24 protein-coding genes and 1 pseudogene are annotated in these 26,365 nt (G+C 43.3%); 12 read left to right on the top strand and 13 right to left on the bottom strand.

Annotated elements, in window-relative coordinates:
* Window positions 1-89: 89 nt before the first annotated feature.
* The 3 genes from ACFI6G_RS09485 to queF form a co-directional block, all read right to left on the bottom strand.
* Window positions 90-1,655 (bottom strand): GGDEF domain-containing protein, encoded by a 1,566-nt coding sequence (locus ACFI6G_RS09485; protein ID WP_016767599.1) that lies wholly within the window; start codon window positions 1,653-1,655, stop codon window positions 90-92.
* Window positions 1,656-1,773: 118 nt separating this feature from the next.
* Window positions 1,774-4,032, bottom strand: a complete 2,259-nt coding sequence (locus tag ACFI6G_RS09480; protein WP_010436402.1) for a tetratricopeptide repeat protein — start codon at window positions 4,030-4,032, stop codon at window positions 1,774-1,776.
* Between the two features lie 58 nt (window positions 4,033-4,090).
* Window positions 4,091-4,936 (bottom strand): NADPH-dependent 7-cyano-7-deazaguanine reductase QueF, encoded by an 846-nt coding sequence (queF, locus tag ACFI6G_RS09475; protein WP_016767598.1) that lies wholly within the window; start codon window positions 4,934-4,936, stop codon window positions 4,091-4,093.
* Window positions 4,937-5,067: 131 nt separating this feature from the next.
* Between queF and syd the strand changes: the two genes are divergently transcribed.
* From syd to ACFI6G_RS09460, 3 genes and pseudogenes are all read left to right on the top strand, one after another.
* Window positions 5,068-5,613 (top strand): SecY-interacting protein, encoded by a 546-nt coding sequence (gene syd / locus ACFI6G_RS09470; RefSeq protein WP_462710256.1) that lies wholly within the window; start codon window positions 5,068-5,070, stop codon window positions 5,611-5,613.
* A 4-nt stretch (window positions 5,614-5,617) separates the two neighbouring features.
* Window positions 5,618-6,394: a Zn-ribbon-containing protein gene (locus ACFI6G_RS09465; RefSeq protein WP_010436409.1), complete on the top strand. Its 777-nt coding sequence runs from the start codon at window positions 5,618-5,620 to the stop codon at window positions 6,392-6,394.
* Between the two features lie 409 nt (window positions 6,395-6,803).
* Window positions 6,804-8,007, top strand: a pseudogene (locus tag ACFI6G_RS09460) (carbohydrate porin).
* Between the two features lie 90 nt (window positions 8,008-8,097).
* Here ACFI6G_RS09460 and ACFI6G_RS09455 read toward each other — a convergent pair.
* The 3 genes from ACFI6G_RS09455 to metN all read right to left on the bottom strand — a co-directional run bounded on the left by ACFI6G_RS09455 (window position 8,098) and on the right by metN (window position 10,681).
* Entirely contained in the window at window positions 8,098-8,907 is an 810-nt protein-coding gene (locus ACFI6G_RS09455) for a MetQ/NlpA family lipoprotein (RefSeq protein ID WP_010436416.1), read from the bottom strand.
* Window positions 8,908-8,973: 66 nt separating this feature from the next.
* Window positions 8,974-9,657, bottom strand: coding sequence for a methionine ABC transporter permease (locus ACFI6G_RS09450; protein WP_004734372.1), 684 nt, complete (start codon window positions 9,655-9,657; stop codon window positions 8,974-8,976).
* The gene (metN, locus tag ACFI6G_RS09445; protein WP_372035349.1) at window positions 9,647-10,681 is read right to left on the bottom strand and encodes a methionine ABC transporter ATP-binding protein MetN; all 1,035 of its coding nucleotides are present in this window, start codon (window positions 10,679-10,681) and stop codon (window positions 9,647-9,649) included. Before metN ends, ACFI6G_RS09450 begins: the two co-directional genes overlap by 11 nt.
* A gap of 240 nt (window positions 10,682-10,921) precedes the next feature.
* Here metN and gmhB point away from each other — a divergent pair, with 240 nt between their 5' ends.
* The 5 genes from gmhB to treC all read left to right on the top strand — a co-directional run bounded on the left by gmhB (window position 10,922) and on the right by treC (window position 16,366).
* Window positions 10,922-11,473 (top strand): D-glycero-beta-D-manno-heptose 1,7-bisphosphate 7-phosphatase, encoded by a 552-nt coding sequence (gene gmhB / locus ACFI6G_RS09440; RefSeq protein WP_032544876.1) that lies wholly within the window; start codon window positions 10,922-10,924, stop codon window positions 11,471-11,473.
* An 80-nt stretch (window positions 11,474-11,553) separates the two neighbouring features.
* Window positions 11,554-11,874 carry an MliC family protein gene (locus ACFI6G_RS09435; RefSeq protein ID WP_462710255.1) on the top strand — a complete coding sequence of 107 codons (321 nt, stop codon included), beginning with the start codon at window positions 11,554-11,556 and terminating at the stop codon, window positions 11,872-11,874.
* A gap of 91 nt (window positions 11,875-11,965) precedes the next feature.
* On the top strand, window positions 11,966-12,910 hold the full coding sequence (treR, locus tag ACFI6G_RS09430; RefSeq protein WP_016787758.1) for a trehalose operon repressor TreR: 945 nt from the start codon (window positions 11,966-11,968) through the stop codon (window positions 12,908-12,910).
* 204 nt (window positions 12,911-13,114) lie between these two features.
* The gene (gene treB, locus ACFI6G_RS09425) at window positions 13,115-14,539 is read left to right on the top strand and encodes a PTS trehalose transporter subunit IIBC (RefSeq protein ID WP_016784983.1); all 1,425 of its coding nucleotides are present in this window, start codon (window positions 13,115-13,117) and stop codon (window positions 14,537-14,539) included.
* Between the two features lie 141 nt (window positions 14,540-14,680).
* The gene (treC, locus tag ACFI6G_RS09420) at window positions 14,681-16,366 is read left to right on the top strand and encodes an alpha,alpha-phosphotrehalase (RefSeq protein WP_016784985.1); all 1,686 of its coding nucleotides are present in this window, start codon (window positions 14,681-14,683) and stop codon (window positions 16,364-16,366) included.
* Between the two features lie 182 nt (window positions 16,367-16,548).
* On the opposite strand, the gene ACFI6G_RS09415 is transcribed toward treC, so the two are convergent.
* Window positions 16,549-17,151 (bottom strand): YitT family protein, encoded by a 603-nt coding sequence (locus ACFI6G_RS09415; protein ID WP_016791316.1) that lies wholly within the window; start codon window positions 17,149-17,151, stop codon window positions 16,549-16,551.
* Between the two features lie 347 nt (window positions 17,152-17,498).
* Between ACFI6G_RS09415 and glyA the strand changes: the two genes are divergently transcribed.
* On the top strand, window positions 17,499-18,749 hold the full coding sequence (gene glyA / locus ACFI6G_RS09410; protein ID WP_010436432.1) for a serine hydroxymethyltransferase: 1,251 nt from the start codon (window positions 17,499-17,501) through the stop codon (window positions 18,747-18,749).
* Between the two features lie 505 nt (window positions 18,750-19,254).
* Here the strand turns inward: glyA and ACFI6G_RS09405 are convergent.
* The 6 genes from ACFI6G_RS09405 to tsaA form a co-directional block, all read right to left on the bottom strand.
* Window positions 19,255-19,581, bottom strand: coding sequence for a hypothetical protein (locus tag ACFI6G_RS09405; protein ID WP_010436435.1), 327 nt, complete (start codon window positions 19,579-19,581; stop codon window positions 19,255-19,257).
* 243 nt (window positions 19,582-19,824) lie between these two features.
* Window positions 19,825-20,016, bottom strand: a complete 192-nt coding sequence (locus ACFI6G_RS09400; protein WP_016767592.1) for a DUF4250 domain-containing protein — start codon at window positions 20,014-20,016, stop codon at window positions 19,825-19,827.
* 1 nt (window position 20,017) lies between these two features.
* Window positions 20,018-20,221 carry a YaeP family protein gene (locus ACFI6G_RS09395; protein WP_016767591.1) on the bottom strand — a complete coding sequence of 68 codons (204 nt, stop codon included), beginning with the start codon at window positions 20,219-20,221 and terminating at the stop codon, window positions 20,018-20,020.
* 186 nt (window positions 20,222-20,407) lie between these two features.
* A complete protein-coding gene (locus ACFI6G_RS09390; RefSeq protein ID WP_065101117.1) occupies window positions 20,408-21,103 on the bottom strand; it encodes a tellurite resistance TerB family protein in 696 nt (231 codons plus the stop codon).
* Window positions 21,104-21,288: 185 nt separating this feature from the next.
* On the bottom strand, window positions 21,289-23,007 hold the full coding sequence (locus ACFI6G_RS09385; protein WP_016767589.1) for a proline--tRNA ligase: 1,719 nt from the start codon (window positions 23,005-23,007) through the stop codon (window positions 21,289-21,291).
* A 101-nt stretch (window positions 23,008-23,108) separates the two neighbouring features.
* Window positions 23,109-23,804, bottom strand: a complete 696-nt coding sequence (gene tsaA, locus ACFI6G_RS09380) for a tRNA (N6-threonylcarbamoyladenosine(37)-N6)-methyltransferase TrmO (RefSeq protein ID WP_016767588.1) — start codon at window positions 23,802-23,804, stop codon at window positions 23,109-23,111.
* A gap of 123 nt (window positions 23,805-23,927) precedes the next feature.
* Between tsaA and ACFI6G_RS09375 the strand changes: the two genes are divergently transcribed.
* The 3 genes from ACFI6G_RS09375 to ACFI6G_RS09365 all read left to right on the top strand — a co-directional run bounded on the left by ACFI6G_RS09375 (window position 23,928) and on the right by ACFI6G_RS09365 (window position 26,288).
* The gene (locus tag ACFI6G_RS09375; protein WP_010436456.1) at window positions 23,928-24,188 is read left to right on the top strand and encodes a type B 50S ribosomal protein L31; all 261 of its coding nucleotides are present in this window, start codon (window positions 23,928-23,930) and stop codon (window positions 24,186-24,188) included.
* Window positions 24,188-24,313 carry a type B 50S ribosomal protein L36 gene (gene ykgO, locus ACFI6G_RS09370; RefSeq protein ID WP_010436457.1) on the top strand — a complete coding sequence of 42 codons (126 nt, stop codon included), beginning with the start codon at window positions 24,188-24,190 and terminating at the stop codon, window positions 24,311-24,313. Before ACFI6G_RS09375 ends, ykgO begins: the two co-directional genes overlap by 1 nt.
* Window positions 24,314-24,701: 388 nt before the next feature.
* Window positions 24,702-26,288 carry an AbgT family transporter gene (locus tag ACFI6G_RS09365; protein WP_010436458.1) on the top strand — a complete coding sequence of 529 codons (1,587 nt, stop codon included), beginning with the start codon at window positions 24,702-24,704 and terminating at the stop codon, window positions 26,286-26,288.
* Window positions 26,289-26,365: the final 77 nt, after the last annotated feature.

The following is a 26,365-nucleotide window of genomic DNA, read 5'->3' as shown; positions in this document are numbered from 1 at the left end:
CGAATGTTAATCATAAGCTTAGCAAACATTGAGGGAATTGGTATGTGATAAGTATTTGAAAAAAAGAAATAAATTAAATCAGGCCTAGTTTAATTCCAAACCAATTGGTTAGTACCACGTTGTTTGGCTTTGTTTAGCGTTTTATTGAGTCGCTCTAGTACTTCTTCAGGTGTATCTGACTCTTTGAATTGAGTACTTGCTGCACACAAAGTAATCGTGATTTGTTGGTCACGGAACTTAAAGGGTAAACGGCTGACTTGAGTCTGGATGTTTTGAATTACCTGGTGGCAATATTCATCCGTTTGCTCTGGTAATAACAAGATAAATTCCTCACCAGAAAAACGAGCCACACTATCGGTAGCGCCGGTCTCTTTGGTGATGGTTCTTGCGATAATTTTGAGTGCTTTGTCACCCGCTGTATAACCAAAACTATCATTGATGGCTTTGAAATTGTCGATGTCGAGCAGTACAACACGCAGTGAGTGTTGCGCGCGAATCCAACGGCGGTATTCAAGTTCTAAGCGATCGGTAAAGGCGGTACGATTGTAGACCTTGGTGAGCGGGTCAAGCAACATACGCTGAGCCTGATCTTCTAAACGCTTTCGATAGTCTTGAGTCACTTCATAGAGCGAGTCTAACTGAGTTTTCCCGTAATTCATTCTCTCTATCAGAGCTTGTTCTTTTTGCTCTGCATGATTCAATCTTTCAGAAAGAGAGGCGATTTCACTAAGCAAAGGATTAATCGTCTGCTTTAAGTTATCAATGTCCGTTGCTTTATCTACAGAACTCTGGCTCTTGATGACAAGCTCATTTAGCTCAGAGTTCAGGCCTTGGCGATGCTTAAAGTAGCTTTGGCTTTGGTCTGCATTTTGATCTGCGGTTTTGATGCTAGACGCGAGTGAAGAATTAAGCTGGTCAATAAACTGTTCAGACTTTTTACGCTCTAGATTGGTGCCCTCTATGACTAGCTTGAGAATTTGAAGCGTCAGCTCAAGGAGGTTTTGTGTAGAAACACCAAGCAGTAGTTTGGCTCGAATATCGGTAAGTAGCTCACCCGATTCACCCTCAAAATCGAGTTCGGTGATCAGATGTTGTAATTCGTTTGATAAGTCGGCAAGGAGTTCTTGTTCAGGCGATTGCGCAGCGTCGGCAAAATGAGTACGAGAGTTGTTCGCCATGATCTTTATGGCACGCTCGTAAATACCGAGGAGTTTCATGGCGTGGTCGACTTTCTGACTGCCATTGCATTCGGAGAAGCTAAGTAAGTTTCGTAGATCACGTTTCAACGGTGCTGGTAGGCCAGTTATGCGTTGTAGCGTTTCTCCACTGTGCTTAATGCTATCATCCAGATATCCGTTCTGTTTATCCATAGCCAACGTCTTCTGCTTGAGCATTCTTTCTATGACTGCCAATTTAGGGATCATCGAGCTGATGTCTTTTTGCTTTTCTAGCTCTTCCCTAAGGGCAATGAGGTTTTCATCTAAATAACTGTTACTACCAACGCACGCATCACTTAAAGATGTGACGATGCGCTTAAGAACTTTTTGCTCTCTAATAAATTTGAACGAGGTGTCTCTTTGCGTCAAGCGAACTTGCTCCAACTGAAATTTCAGTTGGTGGAGTTGCGCCTGAATGTCTTTTTCAAGAATGCCCATAGATGTATTAATTAGCGCCGCGTAGATCGATCACGATCATTTAGATGAAATTCCGTTGCATCGATAATAACAAAACTAAAAATAAGGTCACGACTTGCAAGTCTTAACCGCTCGCAATTCAGTCATCTTTTAGCATTTTTTTGATGTTGTCCTCATTCTGGTACGACGATTGTATTTTTATTAACCCTTGATTAATGGCATGTTTACAAGCTTCTCGTATGTTACCAGTTGCAAGGCTTGCCGCTGGTGCGTTATCGATAGCTTTGAGGTATACCCATTGGCTAGTGCGTTCTTTCAAGCTGATTTCACGCGCTAGGTTGGTCGACATCAACAATACATCTAATAGCTCTTGGTCATTAATAGCGGTGTAAGCTCGTGGTAAAAACGGGTAGTCAGCGATGCCCATTCGAATCGTTCGGTTGATATTACGTTCTGGCTCGAAGTCATTTACCCACGATTGAATCTTTAGGAACATCGCTTCTGGTGATGAATCACGATCTGAATTTGGCTCTATATAAAGCAAGTTCGCATCTGAGAAATGATAGACGCGAGCTGGGCCTTCCAGTTTTGATTTTAAGAAATCACCGAAAGCATCTTCGAGCTCTAAGCCCGCTTTATAACCATTTTGCGTATACATGTTGCGCAGGAAAGGTAAGTCAATCATAACGAAGCGTAAGCGGTCGTTTAATGGTTCATAAATCAACTCCCCAAGCTGCCATTGCTCGAAGGTTTGGCTGGTTTGCTCTAACGAATTTGAGAGCTTAGCATTGAGCATTCTTAGGTTCGGAAGCTTTGAACGTGAGTGCGTAAAAAGATCAGTACGCAGCGAATCCACTTCTTTAGCTAAGGTTTGGATGAGGTAGCCTCTGCGTAGTACAAAGAAGAATAGGACGATGCTGAACAGAAATAGGGCGAAGGATATCTTTTGGAATTTACGATGCTCTAACTTATACCTTTCTAATTCTTGCGCTTGACCAGCGTAGTGCAAAGTTTGTTCAGCAAACTCTTTCTGCTGACGGAATGCATCCTCACCTACACGATTTAGTTTTTGCTGCTCTAAAGAAACTAAACTGTTGTACTGCTTGAGATTCGCTAATGCTTGTTGAGGACGACCTGCTTGTTCATAGCCTAAGGACAGTAAGTAATACGAACGCTGTGACAGGTGCATATTTTCTATCTGACGTGAAATTTCAAGTGCACGTGTCGCATGCTTGATTACGTCATCGCTCTCTTGTAGATGATAAGCTAACCCTGCCGACAGCAGCGCAGCGCGGCCTTCCAGTTTTGGAATATCTGTGTACTCCAACAGCTCAAGAGCGCGTGTTAGGTATTGTTCTGCAAGAGGGTAGTTATAAAGGCGTAAGTAGGTAGCTGATAAACTCAGACGAATATCAATGACTTGTTGGATATCTCGGTCGGTGCTTTCATGGTCCAAAACGTTGAAGAAATGCACTAACGCAAGGTTATATTTTCCTTGAAAGAAGTATACATCACCCATTTTTTTAAGCACTTGTGCTAAAACAGGTGAGTTTTCAAAGTTATCATAGAAATCAGCAGCTTGAGATAAGTGCTCGAGAGCTTTATCTAACACTTGGCGTTCAAAGAAAAGCTGAGCAAGCAGGCGGTTTACTTTTGCTAAGCGTGAGCTCAGATTACCTTCTACGGATTTCCAGTAGCCATACAACAACTCAGATAGTGCGTGGTTGTACTCTTTATGGGTTAGATAAAATTCACCGACCGCGATGTGGTAGTCGATAGTCACTTTTTCTGAGTAACGCTGATCGAGGTAGGTTTTCGCTTCTTGGTAGAACTTCTCGGCTTCATCGACCTTATTGTCATAAGAGGCAATATCAGCTTTCAGCATGATCAAACGATAGGTAATACCTTCTGTTAAACGCAAGGTTTTATTCACCGATTCTAGGTTTGCTTCGATACTCGCCAGCTCTGTTTTTGCTTTGGCTGATTTCCTGTCACTCAGCCAAAGTAAGCGTACTTTTAGGATCTCAAGATCCAGTTTTAGGTACTCAAGCTTATAGGTTTTCGCAAGCTCAAATGCTTTGTCGATATGTTGAATCGCAATATGAATATTACCAAGGTTGTATTCTGCTTTCGCTAATATCTTGTAGGCATCAATACTGCTGTTTGGGGTTCTGATCGAAGAGTCTGTCTCTTCGCGAGAAATAGCCGATGGGCTTTTCTCGCTTTGGTCTGAAAGGATACGTAGCGTTAGGTAGCTGTTCGCCATTTGTTTTGCTTGGCTCGGCTCTATCTCAACCAAGTTATTGGCTTCATTAAGCAGCGCCGAAGAATAAACCGACGCATTAACCGATGTGCTTAAGCTTAAAATAAATAGGCTAAAAACGTATAACCAACGCATTTCAATATCCCTTTAAAGATTGGGTAGGTTCAAATAAGTGTGGGTGGTTCCAGCCTAATTACTGGCGGGCCATACGCTTATTGTGGCTTGGTCTATCTTGCTCTGTTGAACGGTATGGATTGATATCCAAGCCACCACGACGCGTGTAACGTGCAAATACGGTGAGTTTCGATGGTGCGCAGTATTTCATGATATCCGTAAAGATACGTTCAACACATTGTTCGTGGAACTCGTTGTGTTCACGGAAAGAAACTAAATAGCGCAGCAGTGCTTCACGGTCAATTTGCTTACCTGAATATGCGATCTCAACGCTGCCCCAATCGGGTTGATTGGTGATTAAACAGTTCGACTTCAATAGGTGGCTGTGCAGTGTTTCCTCAACATTTTGCTCGCTAGCAGCTCCTTCTAGCAGTGACGCTTCAAAATCGTAGCTGTTGATTTGGATGTTTTGATTGTCGATACAATCGCCTTCCATCGTCACGATAGGCTGGTTGGTGTAATCCGTTACTGAATTTACATTTACAATCACCGTTTCGCCTGCACATGCAGACAAATCTTGAGTAAGACGTTCAGTGACTTGGTCCCAGTTTTCGAATTGAGTCTGGTTGTAGCTGTTCAAATAAAGCTTGAAAGATTTTGATTCAATTAAATTTGGGCTAGTTGCTGGGATGAAAACTTCACCGACAGCCACTTGTGGCAGGCCATTGGTGTTAAGCCATGAAAGCTCGTACATCGTCCAAATATCATGACCAACAAAAGGCAGCTCGCCGTTTAGCGCAAGATCATCACGATTCAGGCTACGAGGTACTGGTTGCAATAAACTTGCATCGTATTGGTTAGAGTACTCAGTTTTTTGGCCTAGGGTTAAACCCGCTAGCTCTTTTGCGTCAGAATATTTGCTCATACTTTCGTTTCAAATTCGATTAGAATGGGATCGATTTTACTGAATCCCCATTACCCTGTCATTAAGTCATCGCTTAATCGGTGCGGAAAGGGCTCGGATTCTATTTATTATTTTGTGTTTAGGAGATTTTCATGACTCAACGTGCTCAAGACGCACTGTTTTCTTTTAGTCAGCGATACGTTGATACGTGGCAAAAGCAACACCAGAGCTTACCCCGTAACGAGGAGCTTGTGGATATCGTATCGCCATGCGTAGAAGAAAAGAGTGGCTACGTCGTGTTATGGAAAAGCTATCCACGTGAGCAATTTGCTGATTTTACCAATGTTGAAACTGGCATTGAATTAACCCTGCATGAAGACATCAAAACCTTCTATGGTGCGCAATACAGTGCTGATATGAACGCGACGTTTGATGGCAATGAATTGACTCTATTGCAGATTTGGAGTGATGAAGACTTCGAATGCCTACAAGAGAATATTCTGGGTCACCTTGTGACTCAACGCCGTTTAAAACTTAAGCCGACCGTATTTATTGCTGCAACAGACGCTGAACTGGATGTTATCTCTATCTGTAACTTAACGGGTAACGTGATTCTAGAACGCTTAGGCACTAAAAATCGTGATGTATTGGCCGAGACATTGGCAGAATTCTTAGACAAGCTACAACCTGCGGTATAAATAGATGTACGTATTAGAGCTTCAATTTGAGTGTTTTGATAACACAACGGTCAGCGCTGTCGATAAGGCGGTTAATGGCTTGATGGATGCACTTCGTTATAACGGACAAGTGTTAGGTCGTGAGTTTCCAATCGTGATGGGCGACGGTGAATTCTATGTTCGCGTTGTGTGTCCTGAGCAAGACAGTTTACATCCGCGTAATCACTCAGACTTCGTAAAAGTGTGTTTTGAGCGCTTGTCTAACGCGAGCCTTCTTGCGCCTAAAATGCGTTTGTTGGGTCGAGATCTTAATTCCGAAGAAGTTGCAGAAGATGAAACGCCAAGTTGGCAGGTGTTATACACGACATTCGTTCATACCTGTTCGCCGCTGCGCAGTGGTGATAGCTTGCTGCCAATCCCTTTATATCGCAACCCACCAACATTCAATGGTGACCATAAAGCCGTACTGAAATGGCAGACAGAATGGCAAGCTTGTGATGAAGTACAAATGGGCGGTGGTTGCCGTGCAGAACACGCAACGCTAGCGGAGATCAGTGATACCAAAAGCGTATTGTTCAAACGCGGTTGGGGCTTGAGAGGGCGCATTGAATATCTCACGAAGATCCCAACTTATTACTACTTGTACCGTGTGGGGGGCATTAGTTTAAAGGCCGAGAAAGAGCGGAAATGCCCGCAGTGTGGTGGTGAATGGCTGCTAGATGCACCGATCCACGATATTTTCTATTTCAAGTGTGATGACTGCCGACTGGTGTCAAACATCTCTTGGGATCACCTAAAGTAACCTTCTAGTGTATATTTAAGCGTCATATTTTAGGTGTCGGAGTGCTAATTAAGTGCTCCGATATTCATTTTTATCATTTCTATATTAAAAATTCAGTACCTTGCTTCATGTTCGGTACTGTGGCCTCATGACTTACCTTAGCTCTATTTTTCTTACTCCTCATTGTTTATCTCTTTCTCCTTTTAATACGAGCAGAGCGTGATATTCAGCTCTTTCTGTAGTGCCAATGTATTCATTTAAATAATCCTACACCCATCAACTTTCAGTCATCTCAATAGTTAGCCTGATCACAATAATCAATCAGTTCTCTTTCAATTTATATTCTTCCCAATATAAATGGGATCGATCCCATGGGAATGTTCCCATTTATAATAAAATAATCTGATTCAAGATCTGAAAGGAATGGACGATGAAACTGTTACCTATTGCTGCTGCACTCTCTACTGTCTTACTTGCACCTAATTTATACGCTGACGAAACCACACCATTGGAGTTTAATGGCTACATGCGCGGGGGTTGGCTTGAGTAATGAAGGCGGTTCAAATAGCAAATGGGAGGTGAGTAAAGTAGGCCGACTCGGCAACGAAAATGACCTATATGGCGAGTTTGGTTTTAGAAAAGAAGTGTATGCAGAGGACGACGTTTCATTTTTAGTTGATTCCATGTTGTCGTACTGGCAAGGCCAAGATGAGAACGCTGCGGATAAAAGCGTGGATGTAGTTCAACTCAATGTTCAAGCTGTAGGGCTTTTTGAAGATAAAGGTATTGGTATTTGGGCCGGTGAGCGCTACTACCAACGCCATGATGTACACATCGTTGATAATTACTACTGGGATGTAAGTGGTATTGGTGCTGGTGTTGAACACATCAATATGGGCCCTGGTAAATTATCGGTGGCTTTGATTCAAGACACGGTTACGGGCGATGTGTTTGATGGCAAAGAGACCACAGCCATGATTGCTGATATACGTTATGCGGGTATTCCATTGTGGAACAATGCGGATCTTGAGGTCGGTATTGATATGAACTTCGCCAATGAAAAGCAGGGTCAAACGGTGGACGCGGATGATAGTGTGATGCTGACGGCCAGCCTAAATCAAAACCTAGCGGGTGGCTTCAACAAAACCATTCTTCAAGTTGCTAACTCTGGTTATGCAGAGCAGATGACAACCTTTGGTACAGGTAAGGGCATTGTTCGTGATGCAAACAACAATGATGCTGACGGCTTTCGATTGATTAACTGGGGTGTGCTTGCTATCGGTGAGAACATCGAATTTGGCCACACGGTTCGTTATGCCGCGTCATCGGGGGTTGGTGCGAATAACAGTGATGATGAGTCGTTCAGTGCAGTAATACGACCGCTTTATAAGTGGGACAAGCGCATGCGTACCATTCTTGAAATTGGTGGCTTTGTTGAAACTATTGATAACCAAGACGGCGCGGGCGGCAAGTTCACTGTCGCTCAAGCTTGGGTACCGCAAGTGGGTTTCTGGTCACGTCCTGAATTTCGTATCTTTGCGACTTACCTAAATGATGCTGAAAATGATAATGCTTTCGGTGAAGGTAAGAACAGTGAAATGAGTGTTGGCATGCAAGTGGAAGCTTGGTGGTAAGTCGAATTTTCTTGTAAATCGTAACCAATAAAAAGGGGCTGATGTTATATCAGCCCTTCGGGTATCTATACCGCGCTGTAGTTTAGTTGATTACCAACCTTTAACCACACCACCTTGGAAGATGTCAGAAGCTGCGTTGTACACTTCTTCAGTTTGGTAAGCTTTAACGAAGTTTTGTACGTTTTCTGCGTTTAGATTGTCTTCACGAGAAACGATTAGATTCACGTAAGGAGAGTCTTTGTCTTCAACGAATACACCATCTTTTTGTGGAGTCAGGTTGATAGAACTTGCGTAAGTTGTGTTGATGATAGACAAAGCTACATCATCAAGAGAACGCGGCAGTTGTGCTGCGTCTAGTTCAACAATTGTAAGATTCTTAGGGTTCTTAACGATGTCACGAACTGTCGCTAGAAGGCCTGCACCTTCACGAAGCTCAAGTAGACCTTGTTGCTCAAGAAGCAGCAGAGAACGACCTAGGTTAGTTGGATCGTTTGGTACAGCAATGCGCGCGCCGTCTTGGATTTCGTCAACAGATTTCACTTCTTTAGAGTAACCCGCGATTGGGTAAACAAACGTGTTACCAGCGATAGTCAGTTTGTAGCCACGGTCAGCAACTTGCTGATCTAGATACGGTGCGTGTTGGAATGCATTGATGTCGATAGAGCCGTCATCTAGAGCTGCATTTGGTGTTACGTAATCTGTGAAAGTCACTAGTTCAACATCTAGTCCGTACTTTTCTTTCGCCACTTTAGCTGCAACTTCAGCAACTTGTGCTTCTGCACCTGCCATTACGCCAACTTTTACTTTAGAAGTATCCACTTCTTTATCGCCACAACCTGCTAGTACTAACGCTGATGCCGCTGCTGCGATAGTAAGTAAACCTTTAAGGTTAAATTTCATAATAATCTCCTTTTAATAAATCTATCTAATTTGGTTTCGATGACTCTAATCTTTAATCGTGAGCCTTTATCTGTGGTCAACGCGGCGAACTAATGAATCACCGATTGATTGAATAATTTGTACAAGCACAATCAACATCACTACTGTCACTGCCATGATGGTCACATCGTAACGGTGAAATCCGTAACGAATCGCGACATCACCTAGACCGCCGCCACCTACAGTACCGGCCATTGCTGAATAGCTCACCAGAGTCACGAGTGTAATCGTTACTGAGTTGATGATAGTCGGTAGTGCTTCTGGAAGCAGAACCTTGTTGATGATTTGAGTCGGTGTTGCGCCCATGGACTGAGCGGCTTCCACTAGACCTGTGGGCACTTCAAGTAGTGCACTTTCGATAAGTCTAGCAACAAAAGGTATAGCGCCGATCGTCAGTGGAACAATCGCTGCTGTTGTTCCGATGAAGGTACCAATCAGCATCTTAGTCAGTGGGATAATAGCAACCATCAACACTAAGAAAGGCACTGAACGACCTACGTTCACAACCGCACCCAAAATTTTGTTTAGTTTGGTGTTCTCTAGCAAACCACCTTTTTTAGTCGTGTGTAGAATCACGCCTAATGGGATACCGACGGCAAAGCCAACGATGCCTGCGACTGCAACCATGTAAAGCGTTTCGCCTGTTGCGCCTAGTAGAAGGTTACCGTTAAGGCTGATCCAGTCAGCAATCTCGTTGAAACTAAAGGACATAACCAAGCACCTCTACTTTTACATTGTTGTCGCGTAGGAATTGTATAGCAGCATTATCATCTGCTTCATTACCGAACAGTTCAGCTACCATCATGCCGAACTTTACGCCGCCAGCGTAATCAAGATCTGAGCTTAGGATGCTAACATCGATATTGAATTTACGAGCGATTTGCGTCATTAACGGTGCATCAACGGTTGCTCCTGTAAACTCAAGACGTACCAATGGGTAACTGCTGTTTACTCGAGTCTCATGTAAACGCGCTTGGTAATCTTCAGGAATCGTCAGGTCCAGTGTTGAGCGAATAAACTGATGTGCTAGCTCTGTTTTAGGGTGAGCAAATATTTCACCTACGGTCCCTTTTTCTACTAGTTCGCCGCCGCCGATGATTGCGACTTCGTGACAAATGCTTTTAACCACGTCCATTTCGTGAGTAATCAGTAAAATAGTGATGCTTAATTTACGGTTGATTTCACGCAGTAGCTCAAGGATAGATTGAGTCGTGGCTGGATCCAAAGCACTGGTCGCCTCATCACAAAGCAGTACTTTTGGGTCAGATGCCAGTGCGCGAGCAATCGCGACACGCTGCTTTTGACCACCACTTAGGTTTGCAGGGTAGGTATCGCGCTTATCAGCAAGACCAACCAACTCAAGTAGCTCACTGACTTTTGCTTCAATTGCTGCTTTATCTTTACCTGCAAGTTCTAAAGGCAGTGCTACATTGTTAAATACAGTGCGAGAAGACAGCAAGTTGAAGTGCTGGAATATCATGCCGATGTTACGACGTGCTACGCTAAGTTCTGATTTGTTGAGTTTTGTCAGGTCGATTCCGTCAACAATCACTTCACCCGACGTTGGGGCTTCCAACATGTTTACACAGCGGATAAGAGTACTTTTGCCTGCACCTGAAGAGCCGATGACTCCAAAGATTTGACCTTGAGGAATATGGAGGTTGATATCAATTAAGGCATTGATTTCTTTAGTGCCTTGATAAAAAATCTTATTGACTTGATTCACTTTAATCATAGAGAAACCCGTGCCGGTAGAACAGAATAATATGTCGATAGCTCGCTCGATTTACAGACGATGCTATGGTGTTCTATGATCTAAGTCAATAGATATTTTTACGTCTAGATGGCTAAACGCCGATTGTATGGCTAAGCTGGAAACAAATCGTTAACGAACGCAAAACTAAATAGATAGTGATGAAGCAAATAAAGCGTGTAATAATTAATGATTAATAGAGAGTTGATAGAGAACAAAATTTTGTCTAAACCTGCTGTTTTTTTAGATCGTGATGGTGTGATTAACGTTGATCATGGCTACGTACATGATGAGCATGACTTTGAATACATCGATGGTGTGTTTGAAGCGGCGAAAGCGTTTAAAGATATGGGCTATTTATTGGTGCTAGTGACCAACCAGTCAGGCATTGCTCGTGGTATGTTTAGCGAAGACCGTTTTCTTTCTTTAACGCAGTGGATGGATTGGAACTTTGTTGATAACGGCGTTGAGCTTGATGGCATCTATTACTGTCCGCATCATGCTGAACAAGGCTTAGGCGACTACAAGCAAGATTGTGAGTGCCGTAAACCAAAACCAGGTATGTTCATTTCTGCTCGTGACTTTCTTAAGATTGATATGGCTAACTCAGTCATGATCGGCGACAAAGCTGAAGATATGATGGCTGCAGAAGCGGCAGGTGTTGGCACTAGAGTGTTGGTAAGGACCGGTAAGCCAGTCACTGAAAAAGGTGAAGCGTTAGCCAGCGTAGTACTTGATAGCATTAAAGACGTACCCGCTTTCTTGAAAGGTTAAACGTTCTATTTATCACTAAGGTTTTTCTAACCTGAGTCTAAACTAAGTGTCATTGACTATATAAAGATGAGGAACGAAGTATGAAAGCTATGTTGGTAGCATCTCTATGTACGGTAGCATTGGTCGGGTGCTCTAAATCAGCAGCCCCTGATAATCAATTCGTGACTTATCAATGTGAGTCTGACGTCTCGTTTGATGTGGCTTACCTTAGTAATGAAAAAGCAGTACTGCGTTTACCTGATAACGAGTACCAATTGACTCAAGTACCGGCAGGCTCAGGAACCAAATACATTCTAGACGATGGCACCTCAGAGATGATTAGCAGCATCACTTTGCGCACGAAAGGTGACGACGCACGTCTAGAACTAGGCCGTGTGGTCTATCGTAATTGCCAAAAGTAAGTCATAGTAAGAACTGCTATATTTTACAAACAGTTAAGTGAGGAAACCTACCCTCACTTTTTCTTCTCTTTCCTTTAACGTTAGACTTTTTATGAGCAAAAAACTCACTATTCTCGATATTGCTAAGCTGTCCGGTGTTGGTAAGTCAACCGTATCTCGTGTTCTGACCAATGATCCAAAAGTGAAACCTGAAACCCGAGAAAGGGTGGAAAGAGTAATTCAAGAATCTGGGTACACGCCTTCAAAGTCTGCGCAATCCATGCGCGGTGGCAGTCAAAAAGTCATCGGCGTGATCATCTCTCGTTTAGATTCTCCCTCTGAAAACAAAGCAGTTAGCACCATGTTGGCAGAATTGTATCGAGCGGATTACGATGTCGTGATCATGGAAAGTCAGCTAGATAGAGATAAAGCTAACGAACACCTTCAGGTTCTCAAGCGTCGCAATGTAGATGGTATTATCGTGTTTGGTTTTACTGACTGTGATATTCCTGCGATTGAAGCTTGGGGAAACAAAGCGGTGGTGATTGCTTTGGATACTGAGAATGTGACGTCGATTAACTATGATAACCGACAGGTGATCAATAGTGCGTTAACGCATTTAGCAGATCAGGGGATCTCTGAGGTTGGTTTCATTGGCGTTGATCCTAGCGACAAATCAACCGGTGAACTGCGTCTTAAGGCTTATCTCGAGTGGTGTGAAAATACAGGTTCAATTGCGAACTATCGTACTGGTCAACTTCATCATGAAAGCGCTTATCAGTTGGTGGATGAGGTGCTTGTTCCTACGACTCAAGCCATTGTCTGTGCGAGTGATACATTGGCTCTTGGCGTAATCAAGCGTTTGCAAGAGTTACAACGTGAAGATGTGGTGGTGACTGGTGTCGGTGGCAATGATCTTCTCTCTTTCTTGTTCCCTCGAGTATTTAGCATTGATCCTGGGTATCAATCTGCAGGTAAATTGGCCGCTAATCTATTGATCTCTCAGCTTTTAGGCAATTCAGAGATCTCTCATCACACTCAATCTCCGATTCTATAATCCACTCAATCAAGCGAAATTGAACCGCTTAGATTAAAATTAGAGTGTGATCTCTTTCAATTAATGGGACTGTTCCCATTTTAATTTATCATTCATGTGGGCATTATAATAACCGTAATTGGGAATGTTCCCATCAATCTAAATCGAAGTGGTTATAGCTGCATGGTTTAGAAGAGTAATTGAATGAAACCAGGGTGGGGTAGTATGAGTAAGATAGCGAAGCAAGACGTTGCGCGTCTTATCGAGTTAGTCGGTGGCAAAGAGAATATTGCGAGTGTCAGCCATTGTCTAACTCGGCTGCGTTTTGTATTGAACGATACGGAACAAGCGAACAAAGCAGAGTTAGAGAAGCTTAAACTGGTAAAAGGCTGCTTTACTAACGCAGGTCAATTCCAAGTCGTGATTGGCACCGAAGTTGATGAGGTGTACGCACTTTTGATTGAGCAAACTGGTAAAGATGCATCATCAAAAGATGAGGCGAAGTTGGCTGCTCGCCAGAACATGAACTTCCTTGAGCGTGGTATCTCCCATTTAGCCGAAATTTTCGTACCACTGCTGCCTGCCATTATTACTGGTGGTTTGATTCTTGGTTTCCGTAATGTGATTGGTGACATTCGCATGTTCGACGGCAAAGCCTTGGTTGAGATCAGCCAATTCTGGGCAACCGTTCACTCTTTCTTATGGTTGATTGGCGAAGCTATTTTCTTCTTCCTACCGGTTGGTGTGTGTTGGGCAACGGTTAAGAAACTCGGCGGAACGCCTATTTTGGGTATCACGCTCGGTGTCACCTTGGTTTCTCCACAGTTGATGAACGCTTACATGATAGGTAAATCGGTACCTGAGGTATGGGACTTTGGCTTGTTCGTGATAGAGAAGGTCGGTTATCAAGCTCAGGTGATCCCTGCGATGTTAGCGGGTGTGGCTTTGGCCTTCATCGAGAGCAACCTTAAGCGCATTGTACCTTCTTATCTGTATCTAGTTGTTGTGCCATTTGTCTCGATCATCTTATCTGTGATTCTAGCTCACGCCTTTATTGGCCCATTTGGTCGTATGTTAGGTGATGGTGTGGCTTTCGCGGCTAAAGTGGCAATGACTGGTGACTTCGCGATTCTTGGTTCAGTGGTATTTGGCTTCCTATACGCACCTTTGGTTATTACGGGTATTCACCACACAACCAACGCTGTGGACTTACAACTGATGCAAGACTTAGGTGGCACACCAATCTGGCCTTTGATTGCACTATCAAACATTGCACAAGCTTCAGCGGTTGTCGGCATCATTATTTTGAGTAAACGTGAAGGTGAACGAGACATCTCGGTACCAGCAGCAATCTCTGCTTACCTAGGTGTAACGGAACCTGCGATGTACGGCATCAACCTTAAATACAAATTCCCTATGTTGAGCGCAATGATCGGCAGTGCCGCAGCGGCTGCAATCTGTGGTAGTGCAGGTGTGATGGCGAATGGTATCGGTGTTGGTGGCTTGCCGGGCATCTTATCGATTCAACCTCAATATTGGTCGATTTACTTAGTTGCGATGCTAGTGGCGATTGTACTACCCGTTACGTTAACACTGTTCTTCTATAAACGAGCACAGATGAAAGGCGAGCTAGAAACCGCCAACGCGTAATGCATTAAATAAGCGATGACTCCAAAGTGAGACATCGCTTTTGCTCTTAGTTATAGCTTTTTCTTTTAGTTATAACGGCTATTCAACCATGATTCACATGGTGATTTTTATTTTATATTTTCTGGTAAGTGAGTGTTAGAGATGGCGATGACTGAGCATGATGAAAGTTGGTGGAAAACCGCAACCATCTATCAAATCTACCCAAAGAGCTTTTGTGATAGTGGCAGTAAAGGTACTGGCGATATCAAAGGGATCATTTCAAAACTGGATTATCTTAAACACTTAAATGTGGATGCAATTTGGTTAACCCCAGTTTACGCATCCCCAATGATCGATAACGGCTACGATATTTCAGATTACTACGCGATTAACCCGCAATTCGGCACCATGGAAGACTTCGACTTATTGCTGGCTGAAGCGCACCAACGTGGTATTCGTATCGTGATGGATATCGTTGTAAACCACACCTCTACAGAGCACGCATGGTTTCAGTCGGCACTGGGTGACAAAAACAGCCCATACCGCGACTACTACATCTGGAAAGATCCTGTAAACGGTCAAGCACCAACCAACTGGCAGTCTAAGTTCGGTGGTAATGCATGGGAAATGGATGAAGCGACGGGGCAGTATTTCCTACACCTATTCGCGAAAGAGCAGGCCGACCTTAACTGGGAGAACCCGGTTGTACGCGAAGAAGTGAAAGACGTCATCAGCTTCTGGGCTGAGAAGGGCGTTGATGGCTTCCGCTTGGATGTGATCAACCTGATTTCTAAACAGCAAGACTTCCCTAACGATGATATCGGTGATGGTCGTCGTTTTTACACTGATGGTCCACGTGTGCACGAATACCTGAAAGAGATCAGCGAAGCGGTATTCCAGAAATACGGCAGCGTGACCGTCGGCGAGATGTCTTCAACCACGTTGGAACATTGTCAGCAATATTCAAATGTTGATAACAGCGAGCTATCAATGGTGTTTAACTTCCACCACCTTAAGGTCGATTACACCAATGGTGAGAAGTGGACTAATGCACCGTTTGATTTCTTACAGCTCAAGTCGATCTTCAATCACTGGCAAACCGGTTTGAACGGCAAAGGTTGGGGCGCACTATTCTGGTGTAACCACGATCAACCAAGAGTCGTGAGCCGCTTGGGTAACGACCAGCAATATCGCGTTGAATCAGCCAAGATGCTTGCTGCGTCAGTCCACATGATGCAAGGCACACCGTATATCTATCAAGGTGAAGAGATTGGTATGACCAACCCTGGCTATACTGAAATTAGCCAGTATCGTGATGTCGAGAGTACTAATATGTACGATATCATGGTTAATCGTGATGGTGTGGCTCATGAAGATATGATGGCGATCTTAGCGCAGAAATCTCGTGATAACTCTCGTACGCCAATGCAATGGAACGATAAAACTTACGCAGGATTTTCACAAGCTCAGCCATGGCTTGATGTTGCGAATAACTACATTGAGATCAACGCCGAACAAGCATTGGAAGATAAAGACTCTGTATTTTACTTCTACAAGAGTTTGATTGAGTTGCGTAAACAAGTACCAGTGATTACGGGTGGTAGCTATCAAGATTTATTGCCTGAGCATCCATCTATTTTTGCATATGTACGTGAAAGCGATAGTCAGACTTTGGTTTGTCTTAATAACTATTATGGTGAAGAGGCGGAGTGTGTTTTACCTGAACGTTTTGAGATGCTGAAGGCTGAAAGCTTGTTGTCTAATTATCAAGTAAGCGAGAGTTTAGCTGCGTCTCATCATCAAGTGCTGCGACCTTACGAGACGCGTATCCTCTTGATCGAAGCTTAGTCTCGTTACGATTTCAATTAACCTAATTCTCCGTTCCCCCTAGAGATCTAGGTTTCAACAAAGGCTTTGGAGTGCTCCCCAAAGCCTTTTTGTTTTAGTGATGTATTGATTATAGTGTCTCTGCCTAAATAGTTTAGAATCGAAAGCATCAGGTATTAGCAACGTAGAGCAAGTTATAAGAGTTAAGACGCGTAGTTCACTGAGTAGCGAGTTGGCTTATGGTTCATGGCTAATACAATGTTCAATACCGCTGTGCCTAATACAGATACTGTAATTACCCAAGGCGATACGAAGAAGAAGGATGCAAACAGAATACAGGCATCAATGGCCATTTGGGTTTTGCCTACTGAGATACCGTAGCGGTCTTGGATGAACAAACATAATACGTTGAAGCCACCCAAGCTTGAGCGATGACGAAACAAAATCAACATGCCTAAGCCCATTAATAAGCCGCCAGCGACGGCACAGTAAATTTCATTATGTACGTCTAATGAAATCACTAGATATAAATGATCGGCAAATACAGACACTAAAGCGCCTGAGATGGCACTGCTAATCGCAAAGTGACGGCCAAATCGTTTCCATGCTAATAAGTAGAATGGACAATTAGCAATAAAGTACAAAATACCAAAGGTTACCGGCGTAAATTGACTCAAAAGCAGAGCCAAGCCTGTAGTACCACCGGTAAGCAGGTTTGCTGATTGTAAAAAGAATACGCCTAACGCCACTAAAAACGTGCCAGTAAGAATCGCTACCCAATCTTCTTTACGTGAGTGTTTTTCCATCGTTTTTATAATTACCTAACCAATAAAGGCGTGCATAGTAGATAAAAACCTTAGCTTTCGGTAGCTTGAGGTGCAAAATTAAGGTAAACCTATGTAATCTGCGTTTTACAGGGTGTAAAGCGTAAAATTGACAGTAAGCGTCATCTTTGGTTGGATAAGCTTAATAACCATGATGAATCTTATTTGTGATTATGAAAAAACTGCATGATAAAATTGCAATTAGCTCTTTATGACCTAGATCAAATTATGTAGAATGCGTCACATCAAAACGGTGACGGAAACGTTTGCTTTCGGTCGTTGTGTGGTTTTTTTGAAACTTTCAGTACAATCTGAGTCAGGAGATACAGATGCTTAAGCGTGACATGAACATTGCTGATTACGATGCGGACCTATTCGCAGCTATCCAAGAAGAAACTCTTCGTCAGGAAGAGCACATCGAACTTATCGCTTCAGAAAACTACACAAGCCCACGTGTAATGGAAGCTCAAGGTTCTCAACTTACAAACAAATACGCTGAAGGCTACCCTGGTAAGCGTTACTACGGCGGTTGTGAGTTCGTAGATAAAGTTGAAACTCTAGCAATCGAACGTGCATGTGAACTTTTTGGCGCTCAATACGCGAACGTACAACCTCACTCAGGTTCTCAAGCTAACAACGCTGTATACATGGCGCTATTGAATGCTGGCGATACCGTTCTAGGTATGAGCCTAGCGCACGGTGGTCACCTAACGCACGGTTCTCCAGTAAACTTCTCTGGTAAGCTTTACAACATCATCCCTTACGGTATTGATGAAGCTGGCCAAATCGATTACGAAGAGATGGAAGCTCTCGCAATCGAGCACAAACCTAAGATGATCATCGGTGGTTTCTCAGCTTATTCTCAAGTTTGTGATTGGGCGCGCATGCGTGAAATCGCTGACAAAGTAGGTGCTTACTTCTTCGTAGATATGGCTCACGTTGCGGGTCTAATCGCTGCCGGTGTTTATCCAAACCCAGTTCCACACGCTCACGTTGTTACAACAACAACGCACAAAACGCTTGCTGGTCCTCGTGGTGGTCTTATCCTTTCTAACGAAGGCGAAGATCTTTACAAAAAGCTAAACTCAGCAGTATTCCCTGGCGGCCAAGGTGGTCCTTTAATGCACGTTATCGCTGGTAAAGCAGTAGCGTTCAAAGAAGCACTAGAGCCAGAGTTCAAAGAATACCAAGCTCGCGTTGTTGCTAACGCAAAAGCAATGGTTGCTGAATTCCTAGCACGCGGTTACAACATCGTTTCAGGTTCTACAGAGAACCACCTGTTCCTAGTTGACCTTATCGACAAAGACATCACAGGTAAAGAAGCAGACGCAGCACTAGGTTCAGCTAACATTACAGTTAACAAGAACTCAGTACCAAACGATCCACGTAGCCCGTTCGTTACGTCTGGTATCCGTATCGGTTCTCCTTCTATCACTCGTCGCGGTTTCTCAGAAGCAGACGCGAAAGCTCTTGCTGGCTGGATGTGTGACATCCTTGATAACATGGGCGATGAGTCTGTTATCGAAGCAACTAAAGCGAAAGTATTAGAGATCTGTAAGCGTCTACCGGTTTACGCTTAATTTTTTCTTCGTAGTAATTTGAACTTCGTTGTCGAGCATGCTCACTTACATCCGTAAGCTCCGCGTGCTCTCCTAGAATTTCAAACAACTACTTTGAAAAATATTGATATTAGAGGCTCCTTGTTAGGGGCCTTTTTTGTATTCGTAAGTAATAAAGCCGTTGTCGAGTATGCTCACTTACATCCGTAAGCTCCGCGTGCTCTCCTAGAATTTCAAACAACTACTTTGAAAAATATTGATATTAGAGGCTCCTTGTTAGGGGCCTTTTTTGTATTCGAAAGTAATAAAGCCGTTGTCGAGTATGCTCATTTACATCCGTAAGCTCCGCATGCTCTTCTAGAATTTCAAACAACTACTTTGAAAATAGATTGACGGTATTAAAGGTCCCTTGTGGGGCCTTTTTTGTATTTGAAGGTTAGTTATCTGGGGAATCAATGGCAGGTACTAAAAAGGGCTGATGTTCGTACATCAACCCTTTGTTGTTTGTTGTTTGTTGGTCTCGGATTTACTTTTTGATGCTCAGTAAAGTGCCTGATTTACATCTAAACGAGTAGTAGCTGCGGCTTTCATTAAACTTACCTAAGCCTTCGCCATCACAGTAGTCGATGTTGATATCACGCATGACTTCTAGTGTATCTTCGCTGTTTAAAGCGAATTTAGAACCATCTGAGCAGACGATACGAATTCTCTCATCATGGCTTACAGAGTAGATATCGACTTCAGTATTACACAGCTCAAAAGACGCTTCACGAAAGTTGTCTTGTTGAGAGTTTGAAGAGCAACCGGCAGTAAGTGCGGCTGCAATAACGGCTAATAGTCCGAGTCTTTTCATTGTTAGTCCTTCGATATCATCAAATTTAGTGATGAGTTTTATATGCTGTTCTTGGTAGCCTATACAACAACACACTTTGATTCAAGGAGCGTTGGCTGACTCTAAGATATAAAAGTATAGGTGCAAACAGATAATTTATAATAGGTTTATTGGTATTGGTATTGGTATTGGTCTATTACGTACCTCAAACAAAAAAGACCAACACAAAGGTTGGTCTTTCGAAATAAAGCTTGTTTTAAATGACTATCGAAACTGTTTTGCTTCTGGAAAATACTCAAAACCAGCAGACGCAAGTTTAGCGATCAAGGCTGCCTTATCGATTTCGTAGAAGTTAACCACTCGATCCAAATCACCACCGAAGTCGTCACGTAGCTTCATGTTGACGATGCTCATTAACATCACTGGATCCATCTTTGCAAAATTAGCGAGGTTCATGTTAGTCCTCGAAATCTGAGATCAGCAGGTTTGCCGCAGCAAATGCTGCACGATCACGAGCATCTTTAGGAAGAGACTCATCCGCAGCAAGGTCGTTTAATGTTTTTACCGCGCAGGTAACCGCTTTAGGGATATAGCCTTGGTCGCCACTGCCAATTTGAGAGTACAGTTCACGCACCAAATCACAACAATCGTATACTTTCATTTTTATACCTAACCAAATGATAACTTATCTCAATATACACATAGAGGTAGACAAAAACAAAGTGGAACTGATGAAGATCAGAGTTAATTTGTCCTTGCTCAATATCTCATTTGTTGATGCTAAATATATCACTTTGCTAGCTTGTTGTTTAACCAGATACTTATCGATTAGCCTGATATTTACCGCTTAATCAGAGATTTGTTGTTCAAGCTGATAAATCACTTCATCAGCCAGGTTGAGTTGCTTGGCTAGCTCTTTGAGGTAAGATTTCTCCATGAAGTTCTGCTCATCAGCCACAATCAAAGAGGCTAAGTAGATCTCACTCGCTTGTTGAGGTGAAATAGCGAGCTGAGCAATTTCACTTGGAGCGAGGGGTTTGTGCAGCTCTTCAGACACCAATTTAGTCAGTTGATAATCGGCGCCCATATTTTCGACCGCTTGCTCGATCTTTGCCATCTCCTCTTCATCGATATGACCATCGGCTTTGGACGCAGCAATCATCGATCTTAGAATCAGCACGCTGTGATTTGCATCATTTTCATCAAACTGAGCCTGTTCGACATTGGGTGTCTGACCTTGTTTGGATTGGTAGTCATTGTAGACTTTATAAGCCAAAGCGCCCAGTGCTGCTGCGCCGCCAATCCCAGTCGCTTTCTTGCCCATTTTCTTGGTTTTCTTAGAACCCATTAGCACACCTAAGAGTCCACCACTAACAGCGCCCGCCCCGAAAGCCCCAAGTATGTTTTTGTTGATACTCTTGTCATTGCTATTACAGCTTTTAGAAAGACTACTTAAACTCGAAGATCCTTGGGAAAGCTTTTGAGTACCTTGTTTTACGAGATCTGACTTAAGTGCATGGTTAAGTAAGCTTTTGATATCCATCGATACCTCCAATATAAATGTACTAAAGAGTCGTTAAAACCAATATACGGGCTTAAAGATGAACTGGTGATTAACTTATGTAATTTGCTCTATTGATCAATAGAAGGGAGTTTGAAGTGAAACGACAGGCACAAAAAAGGCCACCTAATAGCAGCCTTTCAATATTTATCTAGTGAGTAATCGGATTACTTAGCTAGTTGAGCCTTAAGGTGCTCGATAACCGTGTCCATAGCGATAGCTTCTTTATCACCAGTACGACGGTTTTTGTATTCGAAGTTACCTTCGTCCATGCTGCGATCACCGATAACGATAGTGTGAGGAATACCCACTAGCTCGATATCTTTAAACATAACACCTGGACGCTCTTTACGGTCATCGAATAGTACTTCGATACCCATAGCTGTTAATTCAGCGTATAGCTTTTCTGCTGCTTCTTTAACGCGCTCAGATTTATGCATGTTCATTGGTACGATAGCAACTTGGAACGGCGCTAGTGCGTCTGGCCAAGTGATACCGAATTTATCGTGGTTTTGCTCGATAGCAGATGCAACAACACGTGAAACACCGATACCGTAACAACCCATTTCTAGGATTACGCTCTTACCATCAGGACCAAGCACGTTACAGTTCATTGCTTTAGAGTAAGTATTACCTAGTTGGAAGATATGACCAACCTCGATGCCGCGCTTAAGTTGGATAGTACCTTGACCACATGGGCTTAGGTCGCCTTCAACAACGTTACGTAGGTCTTCAACTTGAGCAAGCTCTACGTCACGACCCCAGTTGATACCAAAGTAGTGCTTACCGTCTACGTTTGCGCCAGCGCCAAAGTCGCTCATTACGGCAACAGAGCGGTCAACGATGAATGGTAGCTCTAGGCCAACAGGGCCAAGTGAACCAGGACCAGCCCCAACAAGTGCGCGGATTTCTTCTTCAGAAGCCATCTCTAGTGGAGAAGCAACCTGTGGAAGGTTTTCTGCTTTCACTTCGTTAAGCTCGTGGTCACCACGGATGATTAGAGCAATAATATCTGCTTCTACTTCATCAGATGCTTTAACGAATAGAGTCTTAACTGTCTTCTCGATTGCTAGACCGTGCTGCTCTACAAGTTCTGCGATTGTTTTTGCGTTTGGCGTATCAACCAATTCCATCTCTTGAGTAGGCGCTGCAACTTCTTCAGTAGGAGCTAGTGCTTCTGCTTTCTCGATGTTCGCTGCGTAATCAGATTCAGAAGAGAATGCGATTAGGTCTTCGCCGCTTTCAGCAAGAACGTGGAACTCTTGAGAGCCGCTGCCGCCGATTGCGCCAGAGTCTGCTAATACCGGGCGGTATTCAAGGCCCATGCGGTCGAATGCTTTACAGTAAGCATCGTGCATCGCTTGGTAAGACTTTTCTAAGCCTTCTTTGTCGATATCAAAGCTGTATGCATCCATCATAGAGAACTCACGTGCACGCATTACGCCAAAACGAGGGCGGCGTTCATCACGGAATTTAGTCTGGATTTGGTACAGGTTTAGAGGGAGCTGTTTGTAAGAGCTGATCTCGTTACGTACTAGGCTTGTCACTACTTCTTCAGCTGTTGGGCTAAGAACGAATGGACGAGAGTGACGGTCTGTGAAACGAAGTAGCTCAGGACCCATCTTTTCAGAACGGCCAGTCTCTTCCCAAAGCTCAAACGGCTGAACTACGGGCATCAAGATTTCAACGGCACCTGCATTATCGATCTCTTGGCGAACGATATTTTCGACTTTACGCAGTACACGTAGACCAGTAGGTAGCCAAGTATATAAACCTGAAGCTAGCTTACGGATCATACCTGCACGTAGCATCAGCTGGTGGCTGATAACTTCTGCGTCGTTTGGAGTCTCTTTCAGAGTAGAAAGAAGGTAGTTACTGGTACGCATTCTATGGTATCCGTTTCATCATTGATAAAAGAAAATTTGCTGCAGTGAGTGACGACAGCAAATCTGATATAGCCGTATATAATATCAGCCTATTTGGAATCTCAAAAGCGTTCAATGTCAGTTACATTGATGAAAAGCGCCTCAACAACGAATTTCACGTTAAGATCGAACAAATTTACCGCATATTCCTTACTGTCTGGCTTGCCTTTTTTATAGGCAGGTCGCGGATCTTGACCAAGCACTTCTTTGATCACTTGAATGATATGGCGTGCCTGCGGGTGACCAGACAGCTTACTTTGGGCTTGCTGAGAGAAGTTCACATCTAACACTTCAGGTTCATCGGCGGCAAACCCTCCTAGTGCATCGGGAATTGAATCCGAGTAGGAGATATAAGGTTTGATGTCGATGATAGGCGTACCGTCAACGAGATCGACGCTGCCCAAGTCCAACCAAGTTTGTCCTTTTTCTTGATAGACACCTTTGAGCTCAACCGCGGACATACCAATCCCATTCGGTCTGAATGTCGCACGTGATGCGAAAACACCGATACGTTCATTGCCGCCAAGTCGAGGCGGCCTCACAGTTGGTTTCCAGCCCGCTTCAAGGTTCTTATCGAACAGAAACAACAACCACACATGGCTAAATTGCTCAATATCCCGAACAGACTCAAGACAGTTTGCTGCGTCAACCAGCCTGACTCTTGAGGTGGATGTTGGTACCAATCTAGGTTGCCTTGGCACTGCGAACTTCTCTTTATAGGGAGACTCTATAAAGCCAATAGGTTCAATGGAGTACATGAGTGGACGTCTCTGATTACGATCTATGGCGGGAAAATATCATAAAATCGCTTGTTTTTCTTTTGATAATAATTATCATTTGTTATGTTATAACATATCAATTTAATTATTTAGGGAAATACAATGAAACCGAATATCCACCCGGGCTACCGCACAGTGGTGTTCCACGACACCAATGTTGATGAGTACTTCTTGATTGGCTCCACCTTGAAAACAGAGCGTACTATCGAATGGGAAGATGGTAATACTTACCCTTATTTCACTATTGAAGTGTCCTCAAAATCACATCCTTTCTATACGGGTAAACAGAGAGTGCTACATAAAGAGGGACGTGTTGCTAATTTTACTCGTCGCTTTGGTCAATTAGGTAAGGGAGCTAAATAATGAAAGTTGTTAAATCACTTAAAAGTGCGAAAAGCCGTCACCCTGATTGCCAGATAGTTAAGCGTAGAGGGCGTCACTATGTGATCTGTAAATCCAATCCAAGATTTAAAGCGGTTCAAAAATAACCGTCAATATGATGTGACATGTGTGTAAAAACGAGGGAAAAGTCAAACTTCATTCATTTGTCTGTTTTTCTTTTCCTTCGAGAGGAACTTAACCGGATATCGATTGTGTATTTAACGTACGATGTATTTTATTTTCAAGTGAATCAATGGGTTATATTGTGAGTTATATTTCTAGTGAATGCATTGTTGTGAATTATAAATCTAGTTTTTGTGTTTAATATAGATTTATTTGCTAATTAATTGTTCAAATAGAGTTAAAAGTCGTCGTTTGTTACACACTTTGTAACATTTTGAATTTCTAATTGATATTTTTGTCGCGTACCCTTCGCTGGCAATTTGAACATCTTTGTCACAATTGCACAGGAATCACTACACAAGGAGGGAACAGATGAGTTCATCTGCTTCAATAAAAAACAACGCACCAAAAAAACCTATTTTCACACGCTTTTTAGACAGCGTTGAATATTTGGGGAACCTTTTACCCCACCCAATCACTCTTTTTGCTATCTTCTGTGTCGCAATCCTAGTTTCTTCAGGTATTGCTGGTTACTTTGAAGTGTCTGTCATGGACCCTCGCCCTGAAGGTGCTAGTGGTCGTGCTGCTGATGGTATGATCCACGTTGTAAGCTTACTTAATGCTGAAGGCTTACAACTCATCGTAACGAATCTAGTTTCGAACTTTGTTGGCTTTGCGCCACTTGGTACTGTACTTGTTGCAATGCTAGGTGTTGCGATTGCTGAACACTCAGGTCTATTATCTGCGGCAATGCGCGGCATGGTAATGGGCGCATCTCAGCGCATGGTTACTGTAACCGTGGTATTTGCCGGTATTATCTCTAACACGGCTTCAGAGCTGGGTTACGTAGTACTTATCCCTCTTGCAGCAATGCTTTTCCACTCATTGGGTCGTCACCCATTAGCAGGTCTAGCGGCAGCATTTGCTGGTGTATCTGGTGGTTATTCTGCAAATCTACTTATCGGTACGGTTGATCCACTGCTTTCTGGTATCACAGAAACAGCAGCACAAATGCTTGATCCATCTTACTCTGTTGGCCCTGAATCAAACTGGTACTTCATGTTTATTTCGACCTTCTTTATCTCGATTGCCGGTGCATTGGTAACAGAGAAGATTGTTGAACCTAAACTGGGTAAATACAATGTCGAAGACGCGTCTGAAGATCTTTCAAATGACTCAATGGGTAAGCTTACTGCTATTGAGAAGAAAGGCCTTAGATTGGCGGGTGTCGCTGTATTAATCGTGAGTGCGCTTTTAGCTTGGACTGTTGTTCCTGCTGACGGTGTTCTACGTTCAGAGGCGGGCACGATTTCAGGCTCTCCATTCCTGAAAAGTATCGTCGCGTTTATCTTTGTATTCTTTGCTATTCCTGGTTTTGTTTACGGCAAAATTACCGGTTCAATGAAGAATGACCGTGATGTGATTAATGCAATGGCAACGTCGATGTCTTCAATGGGCATGTACATCGTTCTTGTATTCTTTGCTGCACAGTTTGTTGCTTTCTTTAAGTGGACGAACTTTGGTCAAGTGGTTGCTGTAGGCGGCGCAACATTCCTTCAGGATATCGGCCTAACGGGTCCAATGTTGTTCTTCGCATTCATCCTAATGTGTGGTTTCATTAACCTGATGATCGGTTCAGCTTCTGCACAGTGGGCAGTAACAGCGCCAATCTTCGTTCCAATGCTAATGCTAGTAGGCTACGCACCTGAAACGATCCAAGCGGCTTACCGTATCGGTGATTCAACAACCAACATCATTACACCAATGATGAGCTACTTCGGTCTTATCCTTGCCGTAGCAACTCGCTACATGAAGAACCTAGGTATCGGTACACTGATCGCGACAATGTTGCCTTACTCAATGGTATTCATGTTTGGTTGGAGCATCTTGTTCTACCTATGGGTATTCGTATTCGGTCTACCAGTAGGTCCAGGCGCTGCAACGTACTACACGCCTTAGTGAACAGTGATAGGCGAACATTTCAATTCGCTTATTAACTGAATAAAAGACGAGATACCCAAGAGCCTGCATCAATG

Source organism: Vibrio sp. PSi01, from assembly GCF_054960695.1.
Note: the sequence above shows the minus strand (reverse complement) of the source record. Positions and strands in the feature narration are given on the sequence as shown.

Coding starts and splice junctions, on each gene's coding strand:
- ACFI6G_RS09485 (WP_016767599.1), bottom strand. CDS start 1,655: ATGGGCATTCTTGAAAAAGACATTCAGGCGCAACTCCACCAACTGAAA.
- ACFI6G_RS09480 (WP_010436402.1), bottom strand. CDS start 4,032: ATGCGTTGGTTATACGTTTTTAGCCTATTTATTTTAAGCTTAAGCACA.
- queF (WP_016767598.1), bottom strand. CDS start 4,936: ATGAGCAAATATTCTGACGCAAAAGAGCTAGCGGGTTTAACCCTAGGC.
- syd (WP_462710256.1), top strand. CDS start 5,068: ATGACTCAACGTGCTCAAGACGCACTGTTTTCTTTTAGTCAGCGATAC.
- ACFI6G_RS09465 (WP_010436409.1), top strand. CDS start 5,618: ATGTACGTATTAGAGCTTCAATTTGAGTGTTTTGATAACACAACGGTC.
- ACFI6G_RS09455 (WP_010436416.1), bottom strand. CDS start 8,907: ATGAAATTTAACCTTAAAGGTTTACTTACTATCGCAGCAGCGGCATCA.
- ACFI6G_RS09450 (WP_004734372.1), bottom strand. CDS start 9,657: ATGTCCTTTAGTTTCAACGAGATTGCTGACTGGATCAGCCTTAACGGT.
- metN (WP_372035349.1), bottom strand. CDS start 10,681: ATGATTAAAGTGAATCAAGTCAATAAGATTTTTTATCAAGGCACTAAA.
- ACFI6G_RS09435 (WP_462710255.1), top strand. CDS start 11,554: ATGAAAGCTATGTTGGTAGCATCTCTATGTACGGTAGCATTGGTCGGG.
- treR (WP_016787758.1), top strand. CDS start 11,966: ATGAGCAAAAAACTCACTATTCTCGATATTGCTAAGCTGTCCGGTGTT.
- treB (WP_016784983.1), top strand. CDS start 13,115: ATGAGTAAGATAGCGAAGCAAGACGTTGCGCGTCTTATCGAGTTAGTC.
- treC (WP_016784985.1), top strand. CDS start 14,681: ATGGCGATGACTGAGCATGATGAAAGTTGGTGGAAAACCGCAACCATC.
- ACFI6G_RS09415 (WP_016791316.1), bottom strand. CDS start 17,151: ATGGAAAAACACTCACGTAAAGAAGATTGGGTAGCGATTCTTACTGGC.
- glyA (WP_010436432.1), top strand. CDS start 17,499: ATGCTTAAGCGTGACATGAACATTGCTGATTACGATGCGGACCTATTC.
- ACFI6G_RS09405 (WP_010436435.1), bottom strand. CDS start 19,581: ATGAAAAGACTCGGACTATTAGCCGTTATTGCAGCCGCACTTACTGCC.
- ACFI6G_RS09400 (WP_016767592.1), bottom strand. CDS start 20,016: ATGAACCTCGCTAATTTTGCAAAGATGGATCCAGTGATGTTAATGAGC.
- ACFI6G_RS09395 (WP_016767591.1), bottom strand. CDS start 20,221: ATGAAAGTATACGATTGTTGTGATTTGGTGCGTGAACTGTACTCTCAA.
- ACFI6G_RS09390 (WP_065101117.1), bottom strand. CDS start 21,103: ATGGATATCAAAAGCTTACTTAACCATGCACTTAAGTCAGATCTCGTA.
- ACFI6G_RS09385 (WP_016767589.1), bottom strand. CDS start 23,007: ATGCGTACCAGTAACTACCTTCTTTCTACTCTGAAAGAGACTCCAAAC.
- tsaA (WP_016767588.1), bottom strand. CDS start 23,804: ATGTACTCCATTGAACCTATTGGCTTTATAGAGTCTCCCTATAAAGAG.
- ACFI6G_RS09375 (WP_010436456.1), top strand. CDS start 23,928: ATGAAACCGAATATCCACCCGGGCTACCGCACAGTGGTGTTCCACGAC.
- ykgO (WP_010436457.1), top strand. CDS start 24,188: ATGAAAGTTGTTAAATCACTTAAAAGTGCGAAAAGCCGTCACCCTGAT.
- ACFI6G_RS09365 (WP_010436458.1), top strand. CDS start 24,702: ATGAGTTCATCTGCTTCAATAAAAAACAACGCACCAAAAAAACCTATT.